The sequence below is a fragment of the Streptomyces sp. NPDC048270 genome (genome assembly GCF_040652335.1).
Lineage (GTDB): Bacteria > Actinomycetota > Actinomycetes > Streptomycetales > Streptomycetaceae > Streptomyces.
Map to the genome: position 1 here is coordinate 195,045 of NZ_JBEZLV010000002.1, position 21,333 is coordinate 216,377.

Annotated in this window: 20 protein-coding genes, 1 tRNA gene and 1 pseudogene; 8 read left to right on the forward strand and 14 right to left on the reverse strand. The window is 71.6% G+C overall.

All coding sequences use genetic code 11. The features are described from left to right. Nucleotides 1–40 precede the first annotated feature (40 nt). Nucleotides 41–1,183, forward strand: coding sequence for an acyl-CoA dehydrogenase family protein (locus AB0D66_RS02330; protein WP_362295371.1), 1,143 nt, complete (start codon nucleotides 41–43; stop codon nucleotides 1,181–1,183). Nucleotides 1,184–1,205: 22 nt separating this feature from the next. Here AB0D66_RS02330 and AB0D66_RS02335 read toward each other — a convergent pair whose 3' ends face one another. From AB0D66_RS02335 to AB0D66_RS02360, 6 genes are all read right to left on the reverse strand, one after another. Then, nucleotides 1,206–1,550, reverse strand: coding sequence for a rhodanese-like domain-containing protein (locus tag AB0D66_RS02335; protein ID WP_030153119.1), 345 nt, complete (start codon nucleotides 1,548–1,550; stop codon nucleotides 1,206–1,208). 80 nt (nucleotides 1,551–1,630) lie between these two features. Beyond that, nucleotides 1,631–2,446, reverse strand: a complete 816-nt coding sequence (locus AB0D66_RS02340) for a J domain-containing protein (RefSeq protein ID WP_362295374.1) — start codon at nucleotides 2,444–2,446, stop codon at nucleotides 1,631–1,633. 75 nt (nucleotides 2,447–2,521) lie between these two features. After that, a complete protein-coding gene (locus AB0D66_RS02345) occupies nucleotides 2,522–3,922 on the reverse strand; it encodes a DUF2252 domain-containing protein (protein ID WP_362295377.1) in 1,401 nt (466 codons plus the stop codon). A gap of 50 nt (nucleotides 3,923–3,972) precedes the next feature. Then, nucleotides 3,973–4,632, reverse strand: a complete 660-nt coding sequence (locus tag AB0D66_RS02350; protein WP_361750259.1) for a response regulator transcription factor — start codon at nucleotides 4,630–4,632, stop codon at nucleotides 3,973–3,975. An 8-nt stretch (nucleotides 4,633–4,640) separates the two neighbouring features. Continuing rightward, complete coding sequence (locus AB0D66_RS02355; protein ID WP_362295849.1) at nucleotides 4,641–6,311, reverse strand: sensor histidine kinase; 1,671 nt, start codon at nucleotides 6,309–6,311, stop codon at nucleotides 4,641–4,643. A gap of 242 nt (nucleotides 6,312–6,553) precedes the next feature. Continuing rightward, nucleotides 6,554–6,636, reverse strand: a tRNA-Leu gene (locus AB0D66_RS02360). Between the two features lie 293 nt (nucleotides 6,637–6,929). On the opposite strand from AB0D66_RS02360, the gene AB0D66_RS02365 reads away from it, so the two are divergent. The 6 genes from AB0D66_RS02365 (at nucleotide 6,930) to pknB (ending at nucleotide 15,026) form a co-directional block, all read left to right on the forward strand. Continuing rightward, on the forward strand, nucleotides 6,930–7,766 hold the full coding sequence (locus AB0D66_RS02365) for a DUF3662 and FHA domain-containing protein (RefSeq protein WP_362295381.1): 837 nt from the start codon (nucleotides 6,930–6,932) through the stop codon (nucleotides 7,764–7,766). A 10-nt stretch (nucleotides 7,767–7,776) separates the two neighbouring features. Continuing rightward, nucleotides 7,777–8,280 carry an FHA domain-containing protein gene (locus AB0D66_RS02370; RefSeq protein ID WP_362295384.1) on the forward strand — a complete coding sequence of 168 codons (504 nt, stop codon included), beginning with the start codon at nucleotides 7,777–7,779 and terminating at the stop codon, nucleotides 8,278–8,280. A 138-nt stretch (nucleotides 8,281–8,418) separates the two neighbouring features. Further along, nucleotides 8,419–9,879 (forward strand): PP2C family serine/threonine-protein phosphatase, encoded by a 1,461-nt coding sequence (locus AB0D66_RS02375; protein ID WP_362295387.1) that lies wholly within the window; start codon nucleotides 8,419–8,421, stop codon nucleotides 9,877–9,879. A gap of 31 nt (nucleotides 9,880–9,910) precedes the next feature. Continuing rightward, nucleotides 9,911–11,335 carry an FtsW/RodA/SpoVE family cell cycle protein gene (locus tag AB0D66_RS02380; RefSeq protein ID WP_362295390.1) on the forward strand — a complete coding sequence of 475 codons (1,425 nt, stop codon included), beginning with the start codon at nucleotides 9,911–9,913 and terminating at the stop codon, nucleotides 11,333–11,335. Next, the gene (locus AB0D66_RS02385) at nucleotides 11,332–12,795 is read left to right on the forward strand and encodes a penicillin-binding protein 2 (RefSeq protein WP_362295393.1); all 1,464 of its coding nucleotides are present in this window, start codon (nucleotides 11,332–11,334) and stop codon (nucleotides 12,793–12,795) included. Before AB0D66_RS02380 ends, AB0D66_RS02385 begins: the two co-directional genes overlap by 4 nt. A gap of 197 nt (nucleotides 12,796–12,992) precedes the next feature. Next, complete coding sequence (pknB, locus tag AB0D66_RS02390; protein WP_362295397.1) at nucleotides 12,993–15,026, forward strand: Stk1 family PASTA domain-containing Ser/Thr kinase; 2,034 nt, start codon at nucleotides 12,993–12,995, stop codon at nucleotides 15,024–15,026. A 213-nt stretch (nucleotides 15,027–15,239) separates the two neighbouring features. Here pknB and AB0D66_RS02395 read toward each other — a convergent pair whose 3' ends face one another. The 6 genes and pseudogenes from AB0D66_RS02395 to AB0D66_RS02420 all read right to left on the reverse strand — a co-directional run bounded on the left by AB0D66_RS02395 (nucleotide 15,240) and on the right by AB0D66_RS02420 (nucleotide 19,213). After that, the gene (locus AB0D66_RS02395; protein WP_362295400.1) at nucleotides 15,240–15,977 is read right to left on the reverse strand and encodes a class E sortase; all 738 of its coding nucleotides are present in this window, start codon (nucleotides 15,975–15,977) and stop codon (nucleotides 15,240–15,242) included. A 13-nt stretch (nucleotides 15,978–15,990) separates the two neighbouring features. After that, a pseudogene (locus AB0D66_RS02400) lies at nucleotides 15,991–16,683 on the reverse strand (class E sortase); the annotation flags it as partial. 134 nt (nucleotides 16,684–16,817) lie between these two features. Beyond that, nucleotides 16,818–17,456, reverse strand: coding sequence for an aminodeoxychorismate/anthranilate synthase component II (locus tag AB0D66_RS02405; protein ID WP_362295403.1), 639 nt, complete (start codon nucleotides 17,454–17,456; stop codon nucleotides 16,818–16,820). Beyond that, nucleotides 17,453–17,629: a hypothetical protein gene (locus tag AB0D66_RS02410; RefSeq protein WP_030011120.1), complete on the reverse strand. Its 177-nt coding sequence runs from the start codon at nucleotides 17,627–17,629 to the stop codon at nucleotides 17,453–17,455. Before AB0D66_RS02410 ends, AB0D66_RS02405 begins: the two co-directional genes overlap by 4 nt. A gap of 89 nt (nucleotides 17,630–17,718) precedes the next feature. Then, nucleotides 17,719–18,468, reverse strand: coding sequence for a class E sortase (locus AB0D66_RS02415; RefSeq protein WP_362295406.1), 750 nt, complete (start codon nucleotides 18,466–18,468; stop codon nucleotides 17,719–17,721). Next, nucleotides 18,440–19,213 (reverse strand): DUF881 domain-containing protein, encoded by a 774-nt coding sequence (locus tag AB0D66_RS02420; protein ID WP_362295408.1) that lies wholly within the window; start codon nucleotides 19,211–19,213, stop codon nucleotides 18,440–18,442. The genes AB0D66_RS02415 and AB0D66_RS02420 overlap by 29 nt, the downstream gene beginning before the upstream one ends. Nucleotides 19,214–19,304: 91 nt before the next feature. On the opposite strand from AB0D66_RS02420, the gene crgA reads away from it, so the two are divergent. Further along, nucleotides 19,305–19,559 carry a cell division protein CrgA gene (crgA, locus tag AB0D66_RS02425; protein ID WP_069921049.1) on the forward strand — a complete coding sequence of 85 codons (255 nt, stop codon included), beginning with the start codon at nucleotides 19,305–19,307 and terminating at the stop codon, nucleotides 19,557–19,559. Nucleotides 19,560–19,674: 115 nt separating this feature from the next. Here the strand turns inward: crgA and AB0D66_RS02430 are convergent, their stop codons facing one another. Beyond that, a complete protein-coding gene (locus AB0D66_RS02430; protein WP_362295412.1) occupies nucleotides 19,675–20,550 on the reverse strand; it encodes a rhomboid family intramembrane serine protease in 876 nt (291 codons plus the stop codon). Between the two features lie 209 nt (nucleotides 20,551–20,759). Then, nucleotides 20,760–21,287 carry a peptidylprolyl isomerase gene (locus AB0D66_RS02435; protein ID WP_362295852.1) on the reverse strand — a complete coding sequence of 176 codons (528 nt, stop codon included), beginning with the start codon at nucleotides 21,285–21,287 and terminating at the stop codon, nucleotides 20,760–20,762. Nucleotides 21,288–21,333 lie beyond the last annotated feature (46 nt).

Genomic DNA, 21,333 nt, shown 5'->3' on the forward strand with positions numbered 1-21,333 from the left:
TATCTTGACGCACCGTCAGACCAGAACGGGAGGACCGGCAGTGGACTTCACCTTCACCGAGGAGCAGCAGGCGGCCGTCGAGGCGGCCAGAGCCGTCTTCGCGGACGTCGCGCCCGACGGGGTGCCCAGCCCCGCGCTCACCCCCGGGGCCGTCGCCGACGACTTCGACCGCCCGCTGTGGGCCAGGCTCGCCGGATCCGACCTGCTGAGCCTGGTCCTCGCCGAGGAGCACGGCGGGGCCGGCCTCGACACCATCGCCCTGTGCCTGGTGCTGCGCGAGGCCGCGAAGGTGCTGGCCCGCGTGCCGCTGCTGGAGCACTGCGCCACCGCCATGGCCGTACAGGCCCACGGCAGCCCCGAACTGGCCGCCGCCCTGCTGCCCGGCGCCGGCAGCGGCCGGATCGTGCTGACCGCCGCCGCCCACGGCCGCTCCGGCCACGACCCGGCCGAACTCGCCGTCACCGCCCGCCGCGACGGGGAGGCCTGGATCCTGGACGGCACGCAGACGGCCGTCCCCTGGGCGCAGAGCGCCGACTGGATCGCCGTACCGGCGCACACCGGCGAGGGCGAGGCCGTCCTCGCGTTCGTCCCGCGCCCCGCCGAGGGCCTCGCCCTCGCCGAGCAGGTATCCACCAACGGGGAGCGCCTCGCCGAACTCGCCCTGGACGGCGTACGCGTGGCCCCGACCCACCTGATCGGCGACCCGGTCGCCTGGGAGCGGCTGCGCCAGCTCCTGGCCACCGGGACCTGCGCCCTCGCCCTCGGCCTCGGCGAGGGCGTCCTCGCCATGACCAGCCAGTACACGAGCAAGCGCGAGCAGTTCGGCTTCCCGGTGGCCACCTTCCAGGCCGTCGCCGTCCAGGCCGCCGACCGCTACATCGACCTGCGCGCCATGGAGGTCACCCTCTGGCAGGCCGCCTGGCGCCTGGACGCCGCGACCGGCGGCGCGGGCGGCCCGCTGCCGAGCTCGGGAGACGTCGCAGTAGCAAAGATCTGGGCGTCGGAAGGCGTGCGCCGGGTCGTGCAGACCGCCCAGCACCTGCACGGAGGCTTCGGCGCCGACACCGACTACCCGCTGCACCGGTACCACGCGTGGGCCAAGCAGCTGGAGCTCCAGCTCGGCCCCGCCGCCGCGCACGAGGAGGCCCTCGGCGACCTGTTGGCCGCCCATCCCCTGGCCTGACGGGGAGGAACGGCCGCAACGGCTACAGCACGAAGGCCGGGTTCCCGTTGTCCGTCACCATCGGGCGCCCGGCCCCGTCCCACGCCTGCATGCCGCCGTCGATGTTCACGGCGTCGACGCCCTGGCGCACCAGGTACTGGGTCACCTGCGCGGAGCGCCCGCCGACCCGGCACATCACGTGCACCCGGCGGCCGTCCTCGACGGCCTCCGTCAGCTCACCGAAGCGGGCCACGAAATCGCTCATCGGGATGTGCAGAGCACCCTCGACGTGGCCGGCCGCCCATTCGTCGTCCTCGCGGACGTCCAGGACAAAGCCTTCGGAGGGCACCGCGGCGGCGTCCACCGAGGGAAGCGGTCCGAAGTTCATGCGTCGCCTTCTCTCATCACAGATCCGACTTCCAACCTATCCGACGCCCCCGGCCGGCCGGGCGGCGATCCGGCCCCGCCTCAGCCCGCGGCGCGCTCCGCCGCCAGTTCCGCCTCGCGCTCGGCGACCTGCGCCAGCAGCTGCTCCGCGATCTCCTCCAGCAGCCGGTCCGGGTCGTCGGGAGCCATCCTCAGCATCGACCCGATGGCACTGTCCTCCAGCTCCTTGGCCACCAGCGACAGCAGCTCCTTGCGGCGCGCCAGCCACTCCAGCCGGGCGTACAGCTCCCCGCTCTCCTCCGGCTCCGCACGCTCCGGCTCCGGACCCGCCGCCCACTCCTCGGCCAGCTCGCGCAGCAGCTGCTCCTCACCCCGCCCGTACGCGGCGTTCACCCGCGCGATGAAGGCGTCGCGGCGCTCCCGCTCGGCCTCGTCCTGGGCGAGGTCCGGGTGGGCCTTGCGGACCAGCTCGCGGTAGAGGCGGCGCACCTCCTCCGAGGGCCGCACCCGCTCCGGCGGCCGCACGGGCCGCTCGGTGAGCATCGCGCCCGCGTCGTCGGAGATGCCGTCCGAGTCCAGCCAGTCGTGGAACAGCTCCTCCACCCCGGGCATCGGCATGACCAGCGCCCGGGCCTCCTTGGCCCGCCGCAGGTCGTCCTGGTCCCCGGTGCGCGCCGCCTTCGCCTCGGCGATCAGCGCCTCGAGCTCGTCGAGCCGCGTGTACATCGGGCCGAGCTTCTGGTGGTGCAGGCGGGAGAAGTTCTCCACCTCGACCCGGAAGGTCTCCACCGCGATCTCGAACTCGATCAGCGCCTGCTCGGCGGCCCGAACGGCCCGCTCGAGACGGGCCTCGGGGCGTTCGTCGTCGGGAACTGTGTGTCCGGTCTGCTCGCTCACCCGGCCAGCCTACGGCCCGCCGGCCCGGGCACCCCCGCGCGGGCCGCAAGGCCGGGCCCCGCCGGGCCCGGCGCCTCAGACCCCGGACTCCGCCGCGATCCGCCCGGCCCGCACCGCCGCCACCAGATCGGCGTGGTCGGCCTCGGTCCGGTCCGCGTAGGCCACGGCGAACGCGGCCATCGCCTCGTCCAGCTCCTCGTTCTTCCCGCAGTACCCGGCCAGCAGCCGCGGATCGACGCTGTGCGCGTGCGCCCGGGCCAGCAGCGCACCGGTCATCCGCCCGTAGTCGTCGAGCTGGTCGGCGGTCAGCGCCGCCGGGTCCACACTGCCCTTGCGGTTGCGGAACTGGCGCACCTGGAAGGGCCGCCCCTCCACCGTGGTCCAGCCCAGCATGATGTCCGAGACCACCTGCATCTGCTTCTGGCCGGCCACCACGCGGCGCCCCTCGTGCTCCTCGGGCGGCGAATGGAAGCCCAGCGCGGGCAGGTGCGGCAGCAGCACCGAGGGCCGTGCCTCCTTCACCTGCAGCACCAGCGGCTCGCCCGCGTGGTCCAGCAGCAGCACCACGTACGAACGGGTTCCGACGCTGCCCGTCCCCACCACGCGAAACGCCACGTCGTGGATCGCGTACCGGGCCATCAGCGGCAGCCGGTCGGCCTGGAGGGTCTTCAGGTACGGGCCCAGCGAGGCGGCCACGGCCGCGGCCTCCCCGTCCCCGACCCGGCGCAGCACGGGCGGCGCGTCCACGAAGCGCCGGCTGCCGTCCTCCGCCGCCTCGGTCGACTTCGCGGCGAACCGCGCGGAGGTGTTGTTGCGGGCCTTCTCCGCCACCTGCTCCAGGGTCCCCAGCAGGTCCCGGGCATCGGTGTACGAGACCAGCTCCTCGTCGGCGATGGCGTTCCACGCGTCACTGGCCGACATCCGGGACAGCAGCCGCATGGTCCGCCGGTAGGCGCCCGCCGCGTCCAGCGCGGCCGCCCGGGAGGCGTCCTCGCCCGCGCCCGAGACCCGCCCGGCCAGCACCAGCGAGGTCGCCAGCCGCTTCAGGTCCCACTCCCACGGGCCGAACACGGTCTCGTCGAAGTCGTTCAGGTCGATGACCAGCCGGTTGCGCACGTCCCCGTACAGGCCGAAGTTCGCCGCATGCGCGTCACCGCAGATCTGCGCGCCGATCCCGGTCACCGGCCCGCCGGACAGGTCGTGGGCCATCAGCCCGGCCGCGCCCCGCAGGAACGCGAAGGGGTTCGCCGCCATCCGGCCCACGCGTATCGGCGCCAGCTCGGCGACCCGGCCGGCGTTGGACTCCTCCACCGCCCGCACCGCGTCCGGCCGCCCGGACGGCGCCTCGAAGGCGGCGTGCGCCGACCGCGCCACCCGCTGCCGCAGCGCCTTGCCGTCCTGTTTGGGCGAGCCGTCCGCCACCCGCGGCGCGAAACCCGCCACCTCCGGGATCCGCCGTCCCACTACCGCCGCCATGTGCGCCGCCCCCACCCGTACGTTGATCGCCTCGAACGCGCTGACCGTATCTACAGCCCGGCGTCCCTGGCCAGCAAGGCCGCCTGGACCCGGTTCTCGCAGCCCAGCTTCGCCAGGATCCGGCTCACGTACGTCTTCACGGTCGCCTCGCTCATGTGCAGCCGCCGCCCGGCGTCCGCGTTCGACAGCCCTTCCCCGAGCAGCGCGAGCACCCCGCGCTCGCGTTCGCTCAGCTCCGCCACCTGCCGCCGGGCCTGCTCGCCCCGCACCACGGCCTTCCCCGACGCCAGCTGGTCGACCACGTGCCGGGTCGCCGCCGGGGAGAGGTACGCGTCGCCCGCCGCGGCCGCCCGTACGGCGCCGATCAGCTCGCCCGGCGCCGAGTCCTTCAGCAGGAACCCGGCACCGCCCTCGCCCAGCGCCCGCAGCACGTTCTCCTTCTCCCCGAAGGTGGTCAGGATCAGCGCACGCACCTGTGGCGCGGCCCGCCCCAGCTCCCCCAGCGCGGTCAGCCCGTCCATCACCGGCATCTGGATGTCCAGCAGCACCACGTCCGGCGCGTGCGCGCGGGCCAGGTCCACCGCCTCCCGGCCGTTCGCCGCCTCCGCCACGACCTCGATGTCCGGCGCCGAGGTCAGGATCATCCTGATCCCCGCCCGGATCAGCGGCTCGTCGTCGGCGATCACCACGCGGATCACTTCGGCTGTCACCCGTGCTCCTACTGCTCGACCTCGTAAGCCTGCTTGTCCACGAGCGTTCCGTCCTTGAAGCAGAACCGGTAGACCAGGTCCACCCCCAGCGAGTCCGGCTGGTCCTCCGCCAACAGCGCCAGGCAGTCCGCACCCTCCGGCCGCGGCGGGCCCTTGCGCTCCGCCCCGGCCGTCAGGAAATTGTCGCCGCTCGGCAGCCGGTCCCGTACGGCCTGCTCCGGCTCTCCCACCCGCACCGCCTCGTAACCGTCCCGGTCGAGCATCGAGTCGCCCAGCGAGCCCACCACCAGCAGCATCCCCGCCCCCAGCACGATCACCAGCAGCACCGCCGCCGCGAACGCGATGCCGCAGCCCAGCGCCAGCCCGCCGACCGGGCCGCGCCGCGGCACGGCCAGCTCCCGGTCCACCACGCTCCAGTCCATCGGCGGCGCGCCCCGCAGCCCCCGCGCCTGGGCCTGCTGCCCGAAGTCGTCGGCCACGGCCGCCGCCCCGGCCGGCTCCGCGCCGTACGGCAGCACCCCGGCCACCCGGAAGCCGCCGCCCTCCGTCGCGCCCGCGTGCACCATCCCGCCGACCAGCCGCGCCCGCTCGCGCAGTCCCGTCAGCCCCTGCCCGCCCGAGACCACCTCGCCGGCCCCCGGACCGGCGGCCGGCCCGTTGGCGATCTCCACCACCAGGGAGTCGTCCTCGTACCGCAGTTCCACCGTGATCGGCGCCCCGGGCGCGTGCTTGTACGCGTTCGTCAGGGCCTCCTGCACGATCCGGTAGGCCGCGTGGTCGCAGGCCGCGGCCAGCGGCCGCGGCGGACCCGAGGCGGACAGCCGTACGTCGGTGCCCGCGCCCCGCGCCGCCTCCACCACCCCGGCGATCCCGGCCACCCCGCGCGCAGCCGGCTGCGCCGGCTCCTCCACGGGGACCGGGGCCTCCACCCCGTCCCGCAGGATCCCGACGACCTCGCGCAGCTCGTGCATCGCCGCCACCGAGGCCTGCCGCAGCACCCCCACCGCCTCGCGCTGCCGGTCGGTGAGCTTCGGGTCCACCTCCAGCGCACCGGTGTGCACCGAGATCAGCGCCAGCTGGTGGCCGAGGCTGTCGTGCATGTCCTGGGCGATCCGCTGCCGCTCGCGCAGCCTCGCCTGCCCGGCGACCATCGCCCGCTCGCGCATCAGCTGCCCGTTGCGCTCCTGGAGCGCGCTCAGCAGCGTGCGGCGCTGCGACCAGTACCGGCTGGCCAGACCGGGCATCACGGTCATCGCCAGGAACATCAGGGTGGAGAAGACCATCACCAGCAGGGGCCGCATCTGCTCCCACTCGTGCAGCACGCTGAGGCCGACCGCCGCGACGAACGCCAGCGTGAACGCGGCCCCCGCCCGCCCGACCCCGACGATCCGGCGGCCCGCCGACCAGCCCAGCACGGTCGTGACCAGGAACGAGCCCGGCAGGAACACGCTCACGGCCGAACCCACGACCAGCGTGGCCACGGGCAGCCTGCGCCGCAGCAGGGTGAGGAACACCACGGCCAGGGCGCTCGCGGCCATCCGCCACCCGGAACCGTTGTCGAGCTCCTCGACGCCCAATCCGAGCAGCGCCAGCAGCCCGGCGATCGCGAGGTCGCCCACGAGCATCCGCCGGGTCCAGGGCTCCGGCCCCGTCAGCCAGTGCCGGCCCGCCCGCGTCATCGCCTTCGCATCCACCCGGCCGACCCTAGACACCCCGGCACACCGCCCGCCGCTCTCTTTCGTCGCGCCCCGCGCGACGAAAGTCGCACGGCCGACACGAACAACGTGTCCTGGATCACTCCTTGGCCGCCGCCGACCCGACGGCCCGTACCGGGCAGGCCAGTTGATCGCGGGAGACACCGAGGAGCGCGCAACACGAAACGGCCGCCACCGCTTTCGCGATGACGACCGTTTCGTCGATGTGGGCGAGGGGGGATTTGAACCCCCACGTCCCGAAGGACACTGGCACCTGAAGCCAGCGCGTCTGCCGTTCCGCCACTCGCCCGAGCAGCGTCCCAGTGGTTCTTCCCTTTCGGGCCGTTCCCCTGGCGACGTCGAAACATTAGCACGGCGGACGGGGTGGAATCACATCGCTTTCCCGGCACCCCCGGCCCCCGCCGCGGACGGCCCCTCCCGCACTCCGCTCCCGGTGCGGGACACTGTCCCTGAGGCCCCCCTACGATCCCCTGTGAGGACCAACACTCGTCCTCACAGGACCGATGGGGAACCACCCGAATCCGCCACGCGTGGATACGATCAGTAAGCAGTACAGGGCGACAACGACGGAGGAGGTGCCCCATGGGAGTTCTGAAGCGGTTCGAGCAGCGACTCGAAGGTCTGGTGAACGGCACCTTCGCCAAGGTGTTCAAGTCCGAGGTCCAGCCGGTGGAGATCGCCGGAGCCCTCCAGCGGGAGTGCGACAACAACGCCACCATCTGGAACCGCGAGCGGACGGTCGTGCCCAACGACTTCATCGTCGAGCTCAGCACCGGCGACTACGAGCGCCTGAGCCCCTACTCCGGGCAGCTCGGCGACGAGCTCGCGGGCCTCGTCCGCGACTACGCCAAGCAGCAGCGCTACAGCTTCATGGGCCCCATCAAGGTCCAGCTGGAGAAGGCCGACGACCTCGACACCGGGCTCTACCGGGTCCGCAGCCGCACCCTCGCCGCCAGCACCTCCCAGCCGCAGCCGCCCCAGGGCCGGCCGCAGGGCGGTCCGGCGGGCCAGGGCGGCTACGGCTACCCCCCGGTCGCCGCCCCGCCCATGCCGAGCGCCCCGCCACCCGGCGGACCAGGCGCCCGGCGGCCCGCCGGCGGAGCCGGCCCGGCCGCACCCGTACCGGCCTCCGGCGCCTCGCGGCGCCACTGGATCGAGATCAACGGCACCCGCCACCAGATCTCGCGCCCCACGCTCGTACTCGGCCGAAGCACCGAAGCCGACGTGCGGATCGACGACCCCGGCGTATCGCGCCGGCACTGTGAGATCCGGACCGGAACGCCCTCGACGATCCAGGATCTCGGGTCCACCAACGGCATCGTGGTGGACGGGCAGCACACCACCCGCGCTACGCTCCGCGACGGCTCGCGGATCGTCGTGGGCAGCACGACCATCATTTACCGGCAAGCCGAAGGGTGAAGCGGGGGCAATGTCAGAGCTGACCCTGACGGTCATGCGGCTGGGTTTCCTAGCCGTTCTGTGGCTGTTCGTCATCGTGGCCGTCCAGGTCATCCGCAGCGACCTCTTCGGAACGAGAGTCACGCAGCGCGGCTCCCGCCGCGGCGGCGCCGGCACCGCGCCGCAGCAGCAGCAGGCGGGCCGGCAGGCCGCGCCTCCGCAGCAGCGCCAGCGCCGCGGTGCGCCCACCAAGCTCGTCGTGTCCGAGGGCACCCTCACGGGAACCACGGTGGCCCTCGCCGGCCAGACGATCACCCTGGGCCGCGCCCACGACTCCACCATCGTGCTGGACGACGACTACGCGTCCAGCCGCCATGCCAGGATCTATCCCGACCGTGACGGCCAGTGGATCGTCGAGGATCTCGGGTCCACCAACGGCACGTATCTCGACCGGACCCGCCTGACCACCCCGACGCCCATTCCGCCGGGCGCCCCGATCCGCATCGGCAAGACCGTCATCGAGCTGCGGAAGTAGTACGAGAATGAGCGAGCGGAGCGAGCACGCGGCGGTGATCCGTCCCACCGAGGACACGGACACGCGCGCGCTCCCGACCGGAGGGTGGGCAGTGTGGCTCGAGACCGGTTGTACCCGGAGCCGACCGGCGAGGTGCGCATGAGTCTGTCCCTGCGGTTCGCCGCCGGATCGCACAAGGGCATGATCCGCGAGGGCAACGAGGACTCCGGCTACGCCGGGCCCCGCCTCCTCGCGATCGCCGACGGCATGGGAGGCCAGGCGGCCGGCGAGGTCGCGAGCTCCGAGGTGATCTCCACCCTCGTGCAGCTCGACGACGACGTCCCGGGCTCCGACATCCTCACCTCCCTCGCCACGGCCGTGCAGCGCGCCAACGACCAGCTGCGCGTGATGGTCGAGGAGGACCCCCAGCTCGAGGGCATGGGCACCACCCTGACCGCCCTGCTGTGGACCGGCCAGCGCCTCGGCCTCGTCCACGTCGGCGACTCCCGTGCCTATCTGCTGCGCGACGGCGTCCTCACCCAGATCACCCAGGACCACACCTGGGTGCAGCGCCTCGTCGACGAAGGCCGGATCACCGAAGAGGAAGCCACCACCCACCCGCAGCGCTCCCTGCTCATGCGGGCGCTCGGCAGCGGCGACATCGTCGAGCCCGACCTCTCCATCCGCGAGGTCCGCGCCGGCGACCGCTACCTCATCTGCTCCGACGGCCTCTCCGGCGTGGTCTCCCACCAGACCCTCGAGGAGACCCTCGCCGACTACCACGGCCCCCGCGAGACCGTGCAGTCGCTGATCCAGCTCGCCCTGCGCGGCGGCGGACCCGACAACATCACCTGCATCGTCGCCGACGTCCTCGACACCGACAGCGGCGACACCCTCGCCGCCCAGGTCAACGACACCCCGGTCGTCGTCGGCGCGGTCGCCGAGAACCAGCACCAGCTCTTCGACGGCGGCAACGCCATGCAGACCCCGGCCGGCCGCGCCTCGGGCCTCGGCCGCCAGGGCGGCCCGCCCGCCGGCGCCTTCGGGCCCCCCGGCAGCGGCGAGGCGAACGGCTACGGGTACTCCGACCAGGGCCAGGGCGGCGGCGCGTACGGCAGCTTCGGCGAAGCCGAGGCCTACGACGGCGACGCCGAGTACGAGGACACGTACGACCACCCCCGCAGGCACCGGGGCAAAGGGCGCAAGTGGGCCACCCGCACGCTGACCCTGCTCCTGGTCGCCGGCGTCGTCGGCGGCGGCCTCTACGCGGGCTGGCGCTGGACCCAGACCCAGTACTACGTGGGCGTCAAGGGCGAGCACGTCGCGCTCTTCCGCGGCATCAGCCAGAAGCTCGGACCGCTGGAGCTCTCCAAGGTGGAGACCGACCGCCCCGACATCGAACTGAAGTACCTCCCGCCCTTCAAGCGCAAGCAGGTCGAGGCCACCATCAGCGAAGGCAGCCTCGACGGTGCCCGCGAGAAGCTCGACGACCTCGGCGTCCAGGTCTCCGCCTGCAAGAAGGACGAAGAGCGCCGCAACGCCGAGGCGCAGAACCAGCCACCCGGCGCCACGCTGACTCCCGCGGAGCAGCAAGTGGTCAGCCTGTGCGGAAAGCAGTAGACACCCGCGGGCACAGGGGGCCTGCCACACCATGAGCGTTGTCACCAACACGACCACCATCGGCGCCATCGAGCTGCCGAGCCGGCGGAACACCGAGCTGATGCTGCTCGGCTTCGCCGTGGTCATCCCGATGTTCGCCTACGCCAACGTGGGCCTCGCGATCAACGGCAGCCTGCCGCCCGGCATGGTGCTCTACGGCCTGGGCCTCGGCGCCCTCGCCGGGGTCGCGCACCTCGTCGTACGCCGCTACGCCAAGTACGCCGACCCGCTGCTGCTGCCGCTGGCCACCCTGCTCAACGGGCTCGGCCTCGTGCTGATCTGGCGGCTCGACCAGTCGGACCGGCTGCAGAACCTCGCCAAACGCTCCTTCGGTGCCTTCACCCCCTCCGCGCCCCGCCAGATGATGTACACGGCGCTCGCCATCGCCCTGTTCGCCGCGGTCCTGCTCATCCTCAAGGACCACCGCGTCCTGCAGCGCTTCACGTACATCTCCATGGCCGGAGCCCTGGTCCTGCTGATCCTGCCGGTCATCCCGGGCCTCGGCGCCGACGTCTTCGGCGCCAAGATCTGGATCAGCGTCGGCGGCTTCTCCATCCAGCCCGGCGAGTTCGCGAAGATCGTCATCGCCATCTTCTTCGCGGGCTACCTCATGGTGAAACGTGACGCCCTGGCCCTGGCCAGCCGCCGCTTCATGGGCCTCTACCTGCCGCGCGGCCGCGACCTCGGCCCGATCCTGATGATCTGGGCGATGAGCCTGCTCGTCCTCGTCTTCGAGAACGACCTCGGTACCTCGCTGCTCTTCTTCGGCATGTTCGTGATCATGCTGTACGTGGCCACCGAGCGGACCAGCTGGATCGTCATCGGCCTGCTCATGTCGGTCGGCGGCGCCGTCGTCGTCGCCTCCTTCGCCAGCCACGTACAGGCCCGCGTCAACGCCTGGCTCGACCCCTTCGGCTGCTACACCACCTCCGGCGCCTGCGAGCAGGTCGGCCAGTCGATCATGAGCTTCGGCTCCGGCGGCGTGCTCGGCGCCGGATGGGGCCAGGGCAACTCCGACCTCATCGGCTTCGCCGCCAACTCCGACTTCATCTTCTCCACCGTCGGCGAGGAACTCGGCCTCACCGGTGTGATGGCCTTCCTGCTGCTCTACGGCCTCATCATCGAGCGGGGCGTCCGCACCGCCCTGGCCGCCCGCGACCCGTTCGGCAAGCTCTTCGCCATCGGCCTGTCCGGCGCCTTCGCCCTCCAGATCTTCGTCGTCGCCGGCGGCGTCATGGGCCTCATCCCCCTCACCGGCATGACGATGCCCTTCCTCGCGTCCGGCGGCTCCTCCGTCCTCGCGAACTGGATCCTCATCGCCGTACTCATCCGGATCAGCGACACCGCACGCCGACCTGCCCCGGCCCCCGCCCCGTCCCCCGACTCCGAGATGACCCAGGTGGTCCGCCCGTCATGAACAAGCCCCTGCGCCGCATCTCGCTGTTCTGCGGGCTGCTCGTCCTCGCGCTGCTGATCCGGACCAACTGGCTGCAGTACGTCCAGGCCGAGGAACTCAGCACCCGCAAGGAGAACCGCCGGGTCCAGATCGCCCAGTACGCCACCGAGCGCGGCAACATCATCGTGGCGGGGCAGCCCATCACCGGCTCCGCGGTCACCGACGGCAGCGACTACAAGTTCAAGCGGACCTACACGGACGGCCCCCTGTGGGCCCCCGTCACCGGCTACGCCTCGCAGGCCTTCGGGTCCACCCAGCTCGAATCGCTCGAGGACGGCATCCTCACCGGCAACGACGACCGGCTGTTCTTCGACCGCACCATCGGCATGTTCACCGGGGAGAAGAAGCAGGGCGGCAACGTCGTCACCACGCTCAACCCCGAGGCCCAGAAGGCCGCCTTCAAGGCGCTCGGCAACAACAAGGGCGCGGCCGCCGCGATCGACCCGCGCACCGGCGCCGTCCTGGCCCTCGTCTCCACCCCCTCGTACGACCCCTCCCGCTTCGCCGGCAACTCCAAGGACGACGAGAAGGCCTGGGTCGAGCTCAAGGACAGCGAGGACAAGAACCTGGTCAACCGCGCCCTGCGCGAGACCTACCCGCCGGGCTCCACCTTCAAGGTGGTCACCGCGGCCGCCGCCCTCGAACACGGCGTGGTCAAGGAGATCAACGACCCGACGGACACCCCGGACCCGTACTTCCTGCCCGGCACCAAGACCGAGATGGTCAACCACGCCAGCGGCTGCAAGGAGGCGAGCCTCAACGACGCCCTGCGCGTCTCCTGCAACTCCGTCTTCGCGAACCTCGGCGACAAGGTCACCCGCGACAAGATGGTGGAGACCGCCGAGAAGTTCGGCTTCAACAACGACAAGATCGACATCCCGGTCCGCGCCTTCGCCAGCGTCTATGACAAGAAGATGGGCAAGGACGGCAACGCCCAGAGCTCCATCGGGCAGTTCAACACCGCCGCCACTCCGCTGCAGATGGCCATGGTCACCGCCGCGATCGCCAACGACGGCAAGCTGATGAAGCCGTACATGGTCGACCACGTCGCCTCGCCGAACCTCGACGTCATCGAGAAGCACTCGCCGCAGGAGATGAGCCGGCCGCTCTCCGCCGCCAACGCGCAGAAGGTGCAGGAGATGATGGTCAACGTCGTCGAGAAGGGCACCGGCACCAAGGCGAAGATCAACAACGTGAAGGTCGGCGGCAAGACCGGCACCGCCCAGCACGGCGAGGGCAACAAGAAGCGCCCCTACGCCTGGTTCATCTCCTACGCCGAGGGCAAGGACGGCAGCTCCCCGGTCGCCGTCGCCGTCGTCATCGAGGACAGCGAAGCGGACCGCGAGGACATCAGCGGCGGCGGCCTCGCCGCCCCCGTCGCGAAGGCCGTCATGGAAGCGGTCCTCAAGACCCAGGGATGAGCCGGAGATGACGGACGGCCGCAGTGACGTGATCCCCGCCACTGGTCCCGGCCGGGTCCGAGCGTACGGTACCGGTCCTGTATCAGCCTGTGGCCGCGAACCGATCACAGACGATCGGCCGGTAGCCTTTGCGCGAACAGCACACCGCCGGACCACACACAGGTGCGGTCGGGACTGACGGAGAGGGCTGCAACGTTATGGAAGAGCCGCGTCGCCTCGGCGGCCGGTACGAGCTGAGCCACGTGCTCGGCCGCGGTGGCATGGCCGAGGTCTACCTCGCCCACGACACCCGGCTCGGCCGTACCGTCGCCGTCAAGACCCTGCGCGCCGATCTCGCCCGCGACCCGTCCTTCCAGGCCCGGTTCCGCCGCGAGGCCCAGTCGGCCGCGTCGCTGAACCACCCGGCGATCGTCGCCGTCTACGACACCGGCGAGGACTACGTCGACAACATCTCCATCCCGTACATCGTGATGGAGTACGTCGACGGATCCACCCTGCGCGAGCTGCTGCACTCCGGGCGCAAGCTGCTGCCCGAGCGCACCCTGGAAATGACCATCGGCATCCTCCAGGCCCTCGAGTACTCGCACCGCGCCGGCATCGTGCACCGTGACATCAAGCCCGCCAACGTGATGCTGACCCGCACCGGCCAGGTCAAGGTGATGGACTTCGGCATCGCCCGCGCCATGGGCGACTCCGGCATGACCATGACGCAGACCGCCGCCGTCATCGGCACCGCCCAGTACCTCTCCCCGGAGCAGGCCAAGGGCGAGCAGGTCGACGCCCGCTCCGACCTCTACTCCGCCGGCTGCCTGCTGTACGAGCTCCTCAGCGTCCGGCCCCCGTTCGTCGGCGACTCCCCCGTGGCCGTCGCCTACCAGCACGTACGGGAAGAACCGCAGCCGCCGTCGAACTTCGACCCCGAGATCACGCCCGAGATGGACGCGATCGTCCTCAAGGCGCTGGTCAAGGACCCCGACTACCGCTACCAGTCCGCGGACGAGATGCGCGCCGACATCGAGGCCTGCCTCGACGGCCAGCCCGTCGCCGCCACCGCCGCCATGGGCGCGGCCGGCTACGGCTACCCGCACGACCAGAACAGCGGCTACGGACACCAGGGCTACGACCAGCCCACCACCGCACTGCGCACCGCCGACGCCGGCCAGACCTCGATGATGCCGCCGATGCCCCCGGGCGACGGCGGCTACGGGTACGGCGACCAGGGCCACGGCGGCTACGACCAGGGGCAGGGCCGCCGCCAGAAGAAGAGCAAGGCGTCCACGATCCTGCTCGTGGCGGCCGGCGTCCTCGTCCTGGTCGGCGCGATCCTGATCGGCCGCTCCCTGTTCAGCGGCACCGCCGACAACCGCCCCGCCGTGCCCAAGCTCATCGGCTCCACCCTCGAGCAGGCGGTCAGGAGCGGCGAGAACGTCGGGCTCAAGGTGGTCAAGGGAACCGAGGCACCCTGCGAGGACCAGCCCAAGGGCAATGTCTGCAAGCAGGACCCGGCGCCCGACACCAAGGTCGCGCGGGACTCCACGGTCACGGTGACCATCTCCACGGGCGCGGCCAAGGTGCCGATCCCCAGCGTGGTGAACCTGACGTACGAGGACGCCGAGAAGGCCCTGAAGGACAAGGGCTTCCAGGTCGACCGCAAGGCCCAGGAGTCCGAGCGGGCCGCCGGGACCGTCCTCGAGCAGAACCCGAAGGCCGGCGGGGAGGCGGAGAAGAACTCCGTCATCACCCTGACGGTGGCCAAGGAGCAGTCCAAGGCGATCGTCCCGGACCTCAAGGGCAAGACCAAGGAAGACGCCGAGAAGGCCCTCAAGGCCGTCAACCTCAAGCTCGGCAGCGTGACCGAGGTCGACTCCCCCGGAGCCCCGCCGAAGACGGTCATCGACCACCAGCCGCAGGCGGGATCGCAGCTGGAGGTCGGCAAGACGGTCAACATCACCATCGCCAAGGCCGCGCAGCAGGTCCAGGTGCCCAACCTGGGGAACAAGACGGTCGCCCAGGCCAGGGCGGAACTGGCTTCCAAGGGCCTGACCTTCGGCGCCGTCGTCTCCGGACCGGCCGACGAGAACGCCCGCGTGGTGTTCACCGACCCGCCGGCCGGCAAGCAGGTCCCGACGGGCACGGTGGTCAACGTGATGACCATGCAGGGCGGCGGCCAGCAGGACGGCGGCAACAACAACGGCGGCGGCCGCGGCTTCATCGGAGGCCTCGGCGGCTGACGCCCACCGGCACGCGATACGGGTCCGGCCCCTCTCCCGCGGGAGAGGGGCCGGACCCGTTTCTCCCGGGCGGCCACGCGGCCGCCTGCGGGTTCAGCCGTGCATCCTCGGCCAGGGGCGCCCGCCGGGGCGTCCCAGCCGTCCACAGGGGCTCCTGGGGGCCTGGAGGGCGGGCTGGGGGGCGGGCTGCGGGGCGAGGCTGCGGGCGCTCGGTCAGCGCAGCTCGGCCGGCGGGGTCCGCTGCGCGTCCACCTTCTCCGTCCGGACCAGCTCGCCCCACACGATGTACCGGTACTTCGAGGTGTACACGGGCGTGCAGGTGGTCAGCGTGATGTAGCGGCCCGGGGCCGTCTTGCCCGACTCCTTCGGGACCGGGCTGATCACGTCCACGTTGTACTTCGACGTCTGGCGCAGCTCGGCGAAGACCTTGTACACGTACCAGGTGTCCTTGGTCTCGAAGACGATCGCGTCGCCGCTGTTCACCTTGTCGATGTCGTGGAACTTCGCGCCGTGGCCGTCCCGGTGCGCGGCCAGCGAGAAGTTGCCCTTCTCGTCCCACGGCAGCGCCGACTTCACCGGCTCCGTGTAGTAGCCCGCGACCCCGTCGTCCAGGGTCTGCGGGTCGGTGCCCCGCTTGACCAGCACCTCGCCGTTCTTCATCGCGGGCACGTGCAGGAAGCCGACGCCGTCCCCGGTGTCCAGCGCACCCGGCTCCGCGGGCTTCGTCTCCGTGCCCGGCGCCTGCCACTGCCGGCGGATCTGGTCGCCCCGCGCCGACGCCTGCCGGTCCGCGAGCACGTTCGTCCACCACAGCGAGTACGCCACGAACAGGCCCAGCACGAGCCCGACCGTGATCAGGAGCTCGCCCAGCAGGCTCAGGAACCCGGCGAGCACACTGCGGCTGCCGGCGGGGGCGGGCGGCGCCGCGGAGCGGCGGCGGGCACGTGACACTGCTGTTTCGTCCTTAACTGGTCAGCGCGGGCGGAGGGCCCTCGCCGCGGGGGCGTTCGTCGGTCATCCTGCCCCATACGATCATCCGGTAGGTGCTGGTGAACTCCGGGGTGCAGGTCGTCAGCGTGATGTACCGGCCGGGTGCGGTGAACCCCGAGCCCTCCGGCACCGGTTTGATCACCGCCACGTTCGTCGGCGGCGTCTGCGCCAGCGCCGAGGTCATCTCGTACGTGTAGTACGCGTCCCTCGTCTCGACCACGACGGGATCCCCCGGCACGAGCCGGTTGATGTAGCGGAAGGGCTCCCCGTGGGTGTTGCGGTGGCCCGCCACCGCGAAGTTGCCCTGCGCGTCCGCCGGCATCGCCGTCTTCAGCGCGCCCTCGGCGTAGTGCCCGACCATGCCCCGGTCGAGCACCTTCGGCTTGCTGATCCCCTCCGCCACCGGAACCTTCACGTCCAGCTTGGGGATGTGCAGGATGGCGAAGCCCTGGCCGGGTTCGAAGGCCGTGACGGGCGGCTCGGCCGCCGCGCCGCCGTCCGTGCCCGCGTCGCGCTGCCAGGTCTGCTGGAGCGTGCCCGCGGCGCCGTCCGCGGCCCGCTCCGCGACGATGTTCGTGTACCAGAGCTGGTAGGCGACGAACAGCAGCATCACCAGGCCCGCCGTGATGAACAGCTCCCCGCCCAGCCGGCTCGCCACGACCAGCGGTCCGCCCGAGGCCGGCCGCCTGCGCCGCCGCCCGCCCCGGCGCCGGGAGTTCCTGGCGGCCCGCTTCGCGGCCTCCTGCGCCGCCCTGCGCCGCGCGGCCCGGCCCCCCGTGGGCGCGGACGGCGCGAGCGCGGTCACGCGACGGCCTTGCCCACCACCGGGGCCAGCCCCACCGAGCGCTCCACCGCACCCGCGTCACCGCAGCGCACGAGCCAGTTGGCGAGCATCCGGTGCCCCCACTCGGTGAGCACCGACTCGGGGTGGAACTGCACACCCTCGACGTCGTGCTCCCGGTGGCGCAGGCCCATGATGATCCCGTCCTCCGTGCGCGCCGTGACCTCCAGCACCCCGGGCAGGGTCTGGGGCTCGGCGGCCAGGGAGTGGTAACGGGTCGCGGTGAAGGGGGAGGGCAGGCCCTCGAAGACCCCGAGGCCCGCGTGGACCACGGGCGAGGTCTTGCCGTGCAGCAGCTCGGGCGCCCGGCCCACGACCCCTCCGTACGCGACCGCCATCGACTGCATGCCGAGGCACACGCCGAAGACGGGCACGCCCGTGTCGGCGCAGTGCCGGACCATGTCGACGCAGACCCCCGCCTCCTCCGGCGTCCCGGGCCCGGGGGAGAGCAGCACGCCGTCGAAGCCGTCCTGCGCGTGCGAGAGCTCGACCTCGTCGTTGCGCAGCACCTCGCATTCGGCACCGAGCTGGTAGAGGTACTGGACCAGGTTGAAGACAAAGCTGTCGTAGTTGTCCACAACCAGAATGCGCGCGCTCACGGAGTGGCTCCCGATCCCTCGTCCACGGTCACATCGTTGAACGGCAGGAGCGGCTCGGCCCACGGGAAGACGTACTGGAACAGCACGAACACCACCGCGAGGACCAGTACGAGTGAGATCAGCGCGCGTACCCACGCGTTGCCCGGCAGATGCCGCCAGATCCAGCCGTACATGCCGCCTGTTTCCTTTTCGTCCACGTTCGTTCCACGCACCGCAGGGGCGGTACGCCAACAGACTAAAGGCAGCGGCCCGGCCGGGTGGGTCAGCTCGGCAAACCCTCCGGCCTGCCCTGCCCCGCGGCTCGGGTGCCGGTCAGTTCCGCCCAGACGACCAGCCGGTGGCTGTGGCCCCACTCGGGATCGCAGGTCGTCAGCGTCAGGTACCGGCCGGGCACGGTGAACGGCGACTTCCGGGGCACCGGGTCCACGACCCCGATGTCCGTGGGCAGCGTGCGCAGCGGCCCGCCGCGCACCGTGTACGTGTACCAGGCGGCCGCGTCCTTGAGGATCACGGCGTCTCCGGGGCGCAGCTCGGGGAAGTCCTTGAAGGGGTCCCCGTACGTGCGCCGGTGGCCCGCCACCGCGAAGTTCCCGGTGGCTCCGAGGGCCGCGGTGCCGCGGTAGTGGCCCAGGCCCTTCTTCAGCAGCTCGGTACCGGTGCCCTCCAGGACGGGCTTCTTCCAGTCCTTGCCGAAGCGCGGGACGTACATCTCGGCGAAGGCGCGGCCCGGGGGGTGGCCGACCGGTTCGGGGGGCTCGGCGGGCCGGGGAGCCGCGGCCCGTTCCGGCGCCGCGGCCGGCGCGCCGGCCGCCGCCCAGTCGTCGCGCAGCCGGGTCATCTCGCCGTCCATGGCCCGGTCGGCCTTGACCCCGGTCCACAGCAGGACGTAGGCCACGAAGAGCACGATGAGGGTGCCCGCCGTCAGGCACAGCTCGCTGAACGTCCGTACCACCAGGCGCAGTACGACGTCGGGCCGCCATGCCTCAGGACGAGGGATCCACCGGCTTCGCATAGTGGAGGTCCACTGTGCCGGAGTAGCCGGGAAGTGTCAGCGCCTTGTGCTCGTCCACTTTCCAGCCGAGCCCGTAGGCGTTCACGTACAGCTGGTAGTTCTGCAGGGCCGGGGAGGCGGCGAGGGCCTTGCGCAACGCGCCCGGGTCGCCGACCGCCGAGACCTTGTACGGCGGCGAGTACACCCGGCCCTGGAGGATCAGGGTGTTGCCGACGCAGCGGACCGCGCTGGTGGAGATGAGCCGCTGGTCCATGACCTGGATGCCCTGGGCGCCGCCCTGCCACAGGGCGTTCACCACGGCCTGGAGGTCCTGCTGGTGGATCACCAAGTCGTTGGGCTGCGGCTCGGGGACGTTGGGGATCCGGGCGGTGGCGCCCGGCGGGGCGTCGTTGAGGGTGACGGTCAGGCCCTTGCCGGTCAGCTCCTCGGTGCCCGAGGCCACGCGCAGGGCGGCCAGCTTGGCGTCCTCGGCCTTGGTGCTGCCGTCGTCCCGGTCGGCGAGCGCGTCGACGCGGCTGCGCACCGGTCCGAGGCTCTCCTCGAGCGCCGCGTTGCTCTGACTGCGTTCCTCGATGAGGTCGGACAGTTTCAGGAGCGACGCATCGGTCCGGATGTTCGTACCCTTGGAGGTGTTGAAACTGGTGACGAAGAGCAGCCCGGCCAGGGCGAAGACGGCGGCCGTCAGCAGCCGGACCGGCCTGGCCCGGCGACGGGGACCCGCGGAGGAGTCGTCGGAATTGCTCAACGTACCCTTCTCCTTCAACGCCACAGGTCCACTACGCTAACGGACGCCCGGGGCAGGCAAGGTCCCCAGCGCATCGACAGGAGAGCCCCTCGTGCCGAAGTCACGTATCCGCAAGAAGGACGACTACACGCCGCCGCCCACGCGGCAGCCGCAGTCCATCAGGCTGACCAACCGCAGCTGGGTCGCCCCGGTCATGCTGGCACTCTTCCTGATCGGTCTCGCGTGGATCGTCGTCTTCTACGTGACCGAGACCCAGCTGCCGATCGAAGCGCTGGGCAATTGGAACATTGTGGTCGGTTTCGGCTTCATCGCGGCGGGATTCGGCGTCTCGACGCAGTGGAAGTAGCACTAAACCCTCCCGGATAAAAGCTCTCCCCATGAGTTATCCACAGCGTCATCCACACCTGAGGAAAAGACAGAAGATCTGTGGATAACTCTGTGGAGAGTTGACGCCGGTGTGATCAGGTGAGTTCCGCGGTCCGGAGCATGACCACCGCTGCCGCCAGCAGGAACACCACCACACAGGTCCCCGCCTGGACGAGCGTGCGGTGCTTGCCGGCGTTGGGCTGGAGCATGCCCAGGCCCACCAGGGCGCCGGTGACCAGGCCTCCCACGTGCGCCTGCCAGGACACGTTGAGGCTGCCGCCGAGCGGCACGAAGGTCAGGAACAGCATCAGCACGACCATCACGATCACCGGCCGCATCTCGTAGCGCAGCCGGCGCGCGAGGACGACGGTGGCGCCGAGCAGGCCGAAGACGGCGCCGGACGCGCCGAGGGTCGGGGTGTTCGGTGCGGTCAGCAGGTAGACGAGGGCGCTGCCGCCGAGCCCCGAGAGCAGGTAGACGGCGAGGTACCGGGCGCGGCCCAGCGCCGCTTCCAGCGGGCCGCCGATCACCCACAGGCCGATCATGTTGCCGATGATGTGCCACCACTCGACGTGCAGGAACACCGAGGTCAGCAGGCGGTGGTACTGGCCGGTGGACACGCCCTCGACGGGGGCCCCGTAGAACTCCACGTACCGGCCGAGCAGCTCCAGCTGCACCACGACCGCCGGAGCCAGCAGCCCCACCAGGAACACGGCGGCGTTGAGGCCGATCAGGATCTTGGTGACCAGCTGGGGGTCGGCGGCGACCACCCCGCCCGCGAGGGTGCGCGGCGCGTTCGCGGCCGGCCGGTGTCCGGTGCCGGAACCGGAGCGGACGCATTCGGGGCACCGGAAGCCGACCGAGGCGCTGATCATGCACTCGGGGCAGATGGGGCGCTCGCAGCGGGCGCAGCGGATCCCCGTGTCGCGGTCCGGGTGGCGGTAGCAGCCCGGCAGACGTTCGGTGTCCATCGGTCCCCTCGATCGGCGGCGGGGCAGGGGGACGCCCCGCCGGTCCGGTATGTATCCAGGACGGACGAGCGGGGCGGAAAGGTTCCCGGCCGGGGCACGCGGGGCGCCGGCGGCGGGCGCGGGCTTCCGGGCGCGGGGGTCGGACCGCGGGGGTCGGAGCGCGGGGGTCGGAGCGCGGGGGTCGGAGCGCGGGGGTGGGAGCGCGGGGGTCAGCGCTTCTCGACGACGACCGACTTGATGATCACGTCCTGCACCGGGCGCTCGGTGCGCGCGTTGGTGGGGAGCGAGGCGATCTCGTCCACGACCGCCCGGCTGGCCTTGTCGGTGACCTCGCCGAAGATCGTGTGCTTGCGGGTCAGCCAGGCGGTGGGGGCGACGGTGATGAAGAACTGCGAGCCGTTGGTGCCCGGGCCGGCGTTGGCCATGGCGAGCAGGTAGGGCTTGGTGAAGGCCAGGTCGGGGTGGAACTCGTCGCCGAACTGGTAGCCCGGGCCGCCGGTGCCGTTGCCCAGCGGGTCCCCGCCCTGGATCATGAAGCCGCTGATGACGCGGTGGAAGACGGTGCCGTCGTACAGCGGGTCCGTGGTCTTCTGGCCGTCGGTGGGACGGGTCCACTCACGGGCGCCGGTGGCGAGCTCGGTGAAGTTCCGGACGGTCTTCGGAGCGAAGTTCGGCAGCAGCTCGATCTCGATGTCGCCGTGGCTGGTCTTCAGGGTGGCGTAGAGCTTCTCGGCCACAGTTCTGCCTTCCATAGTCATCACTGTCGGTTCAGATCCTCCCACG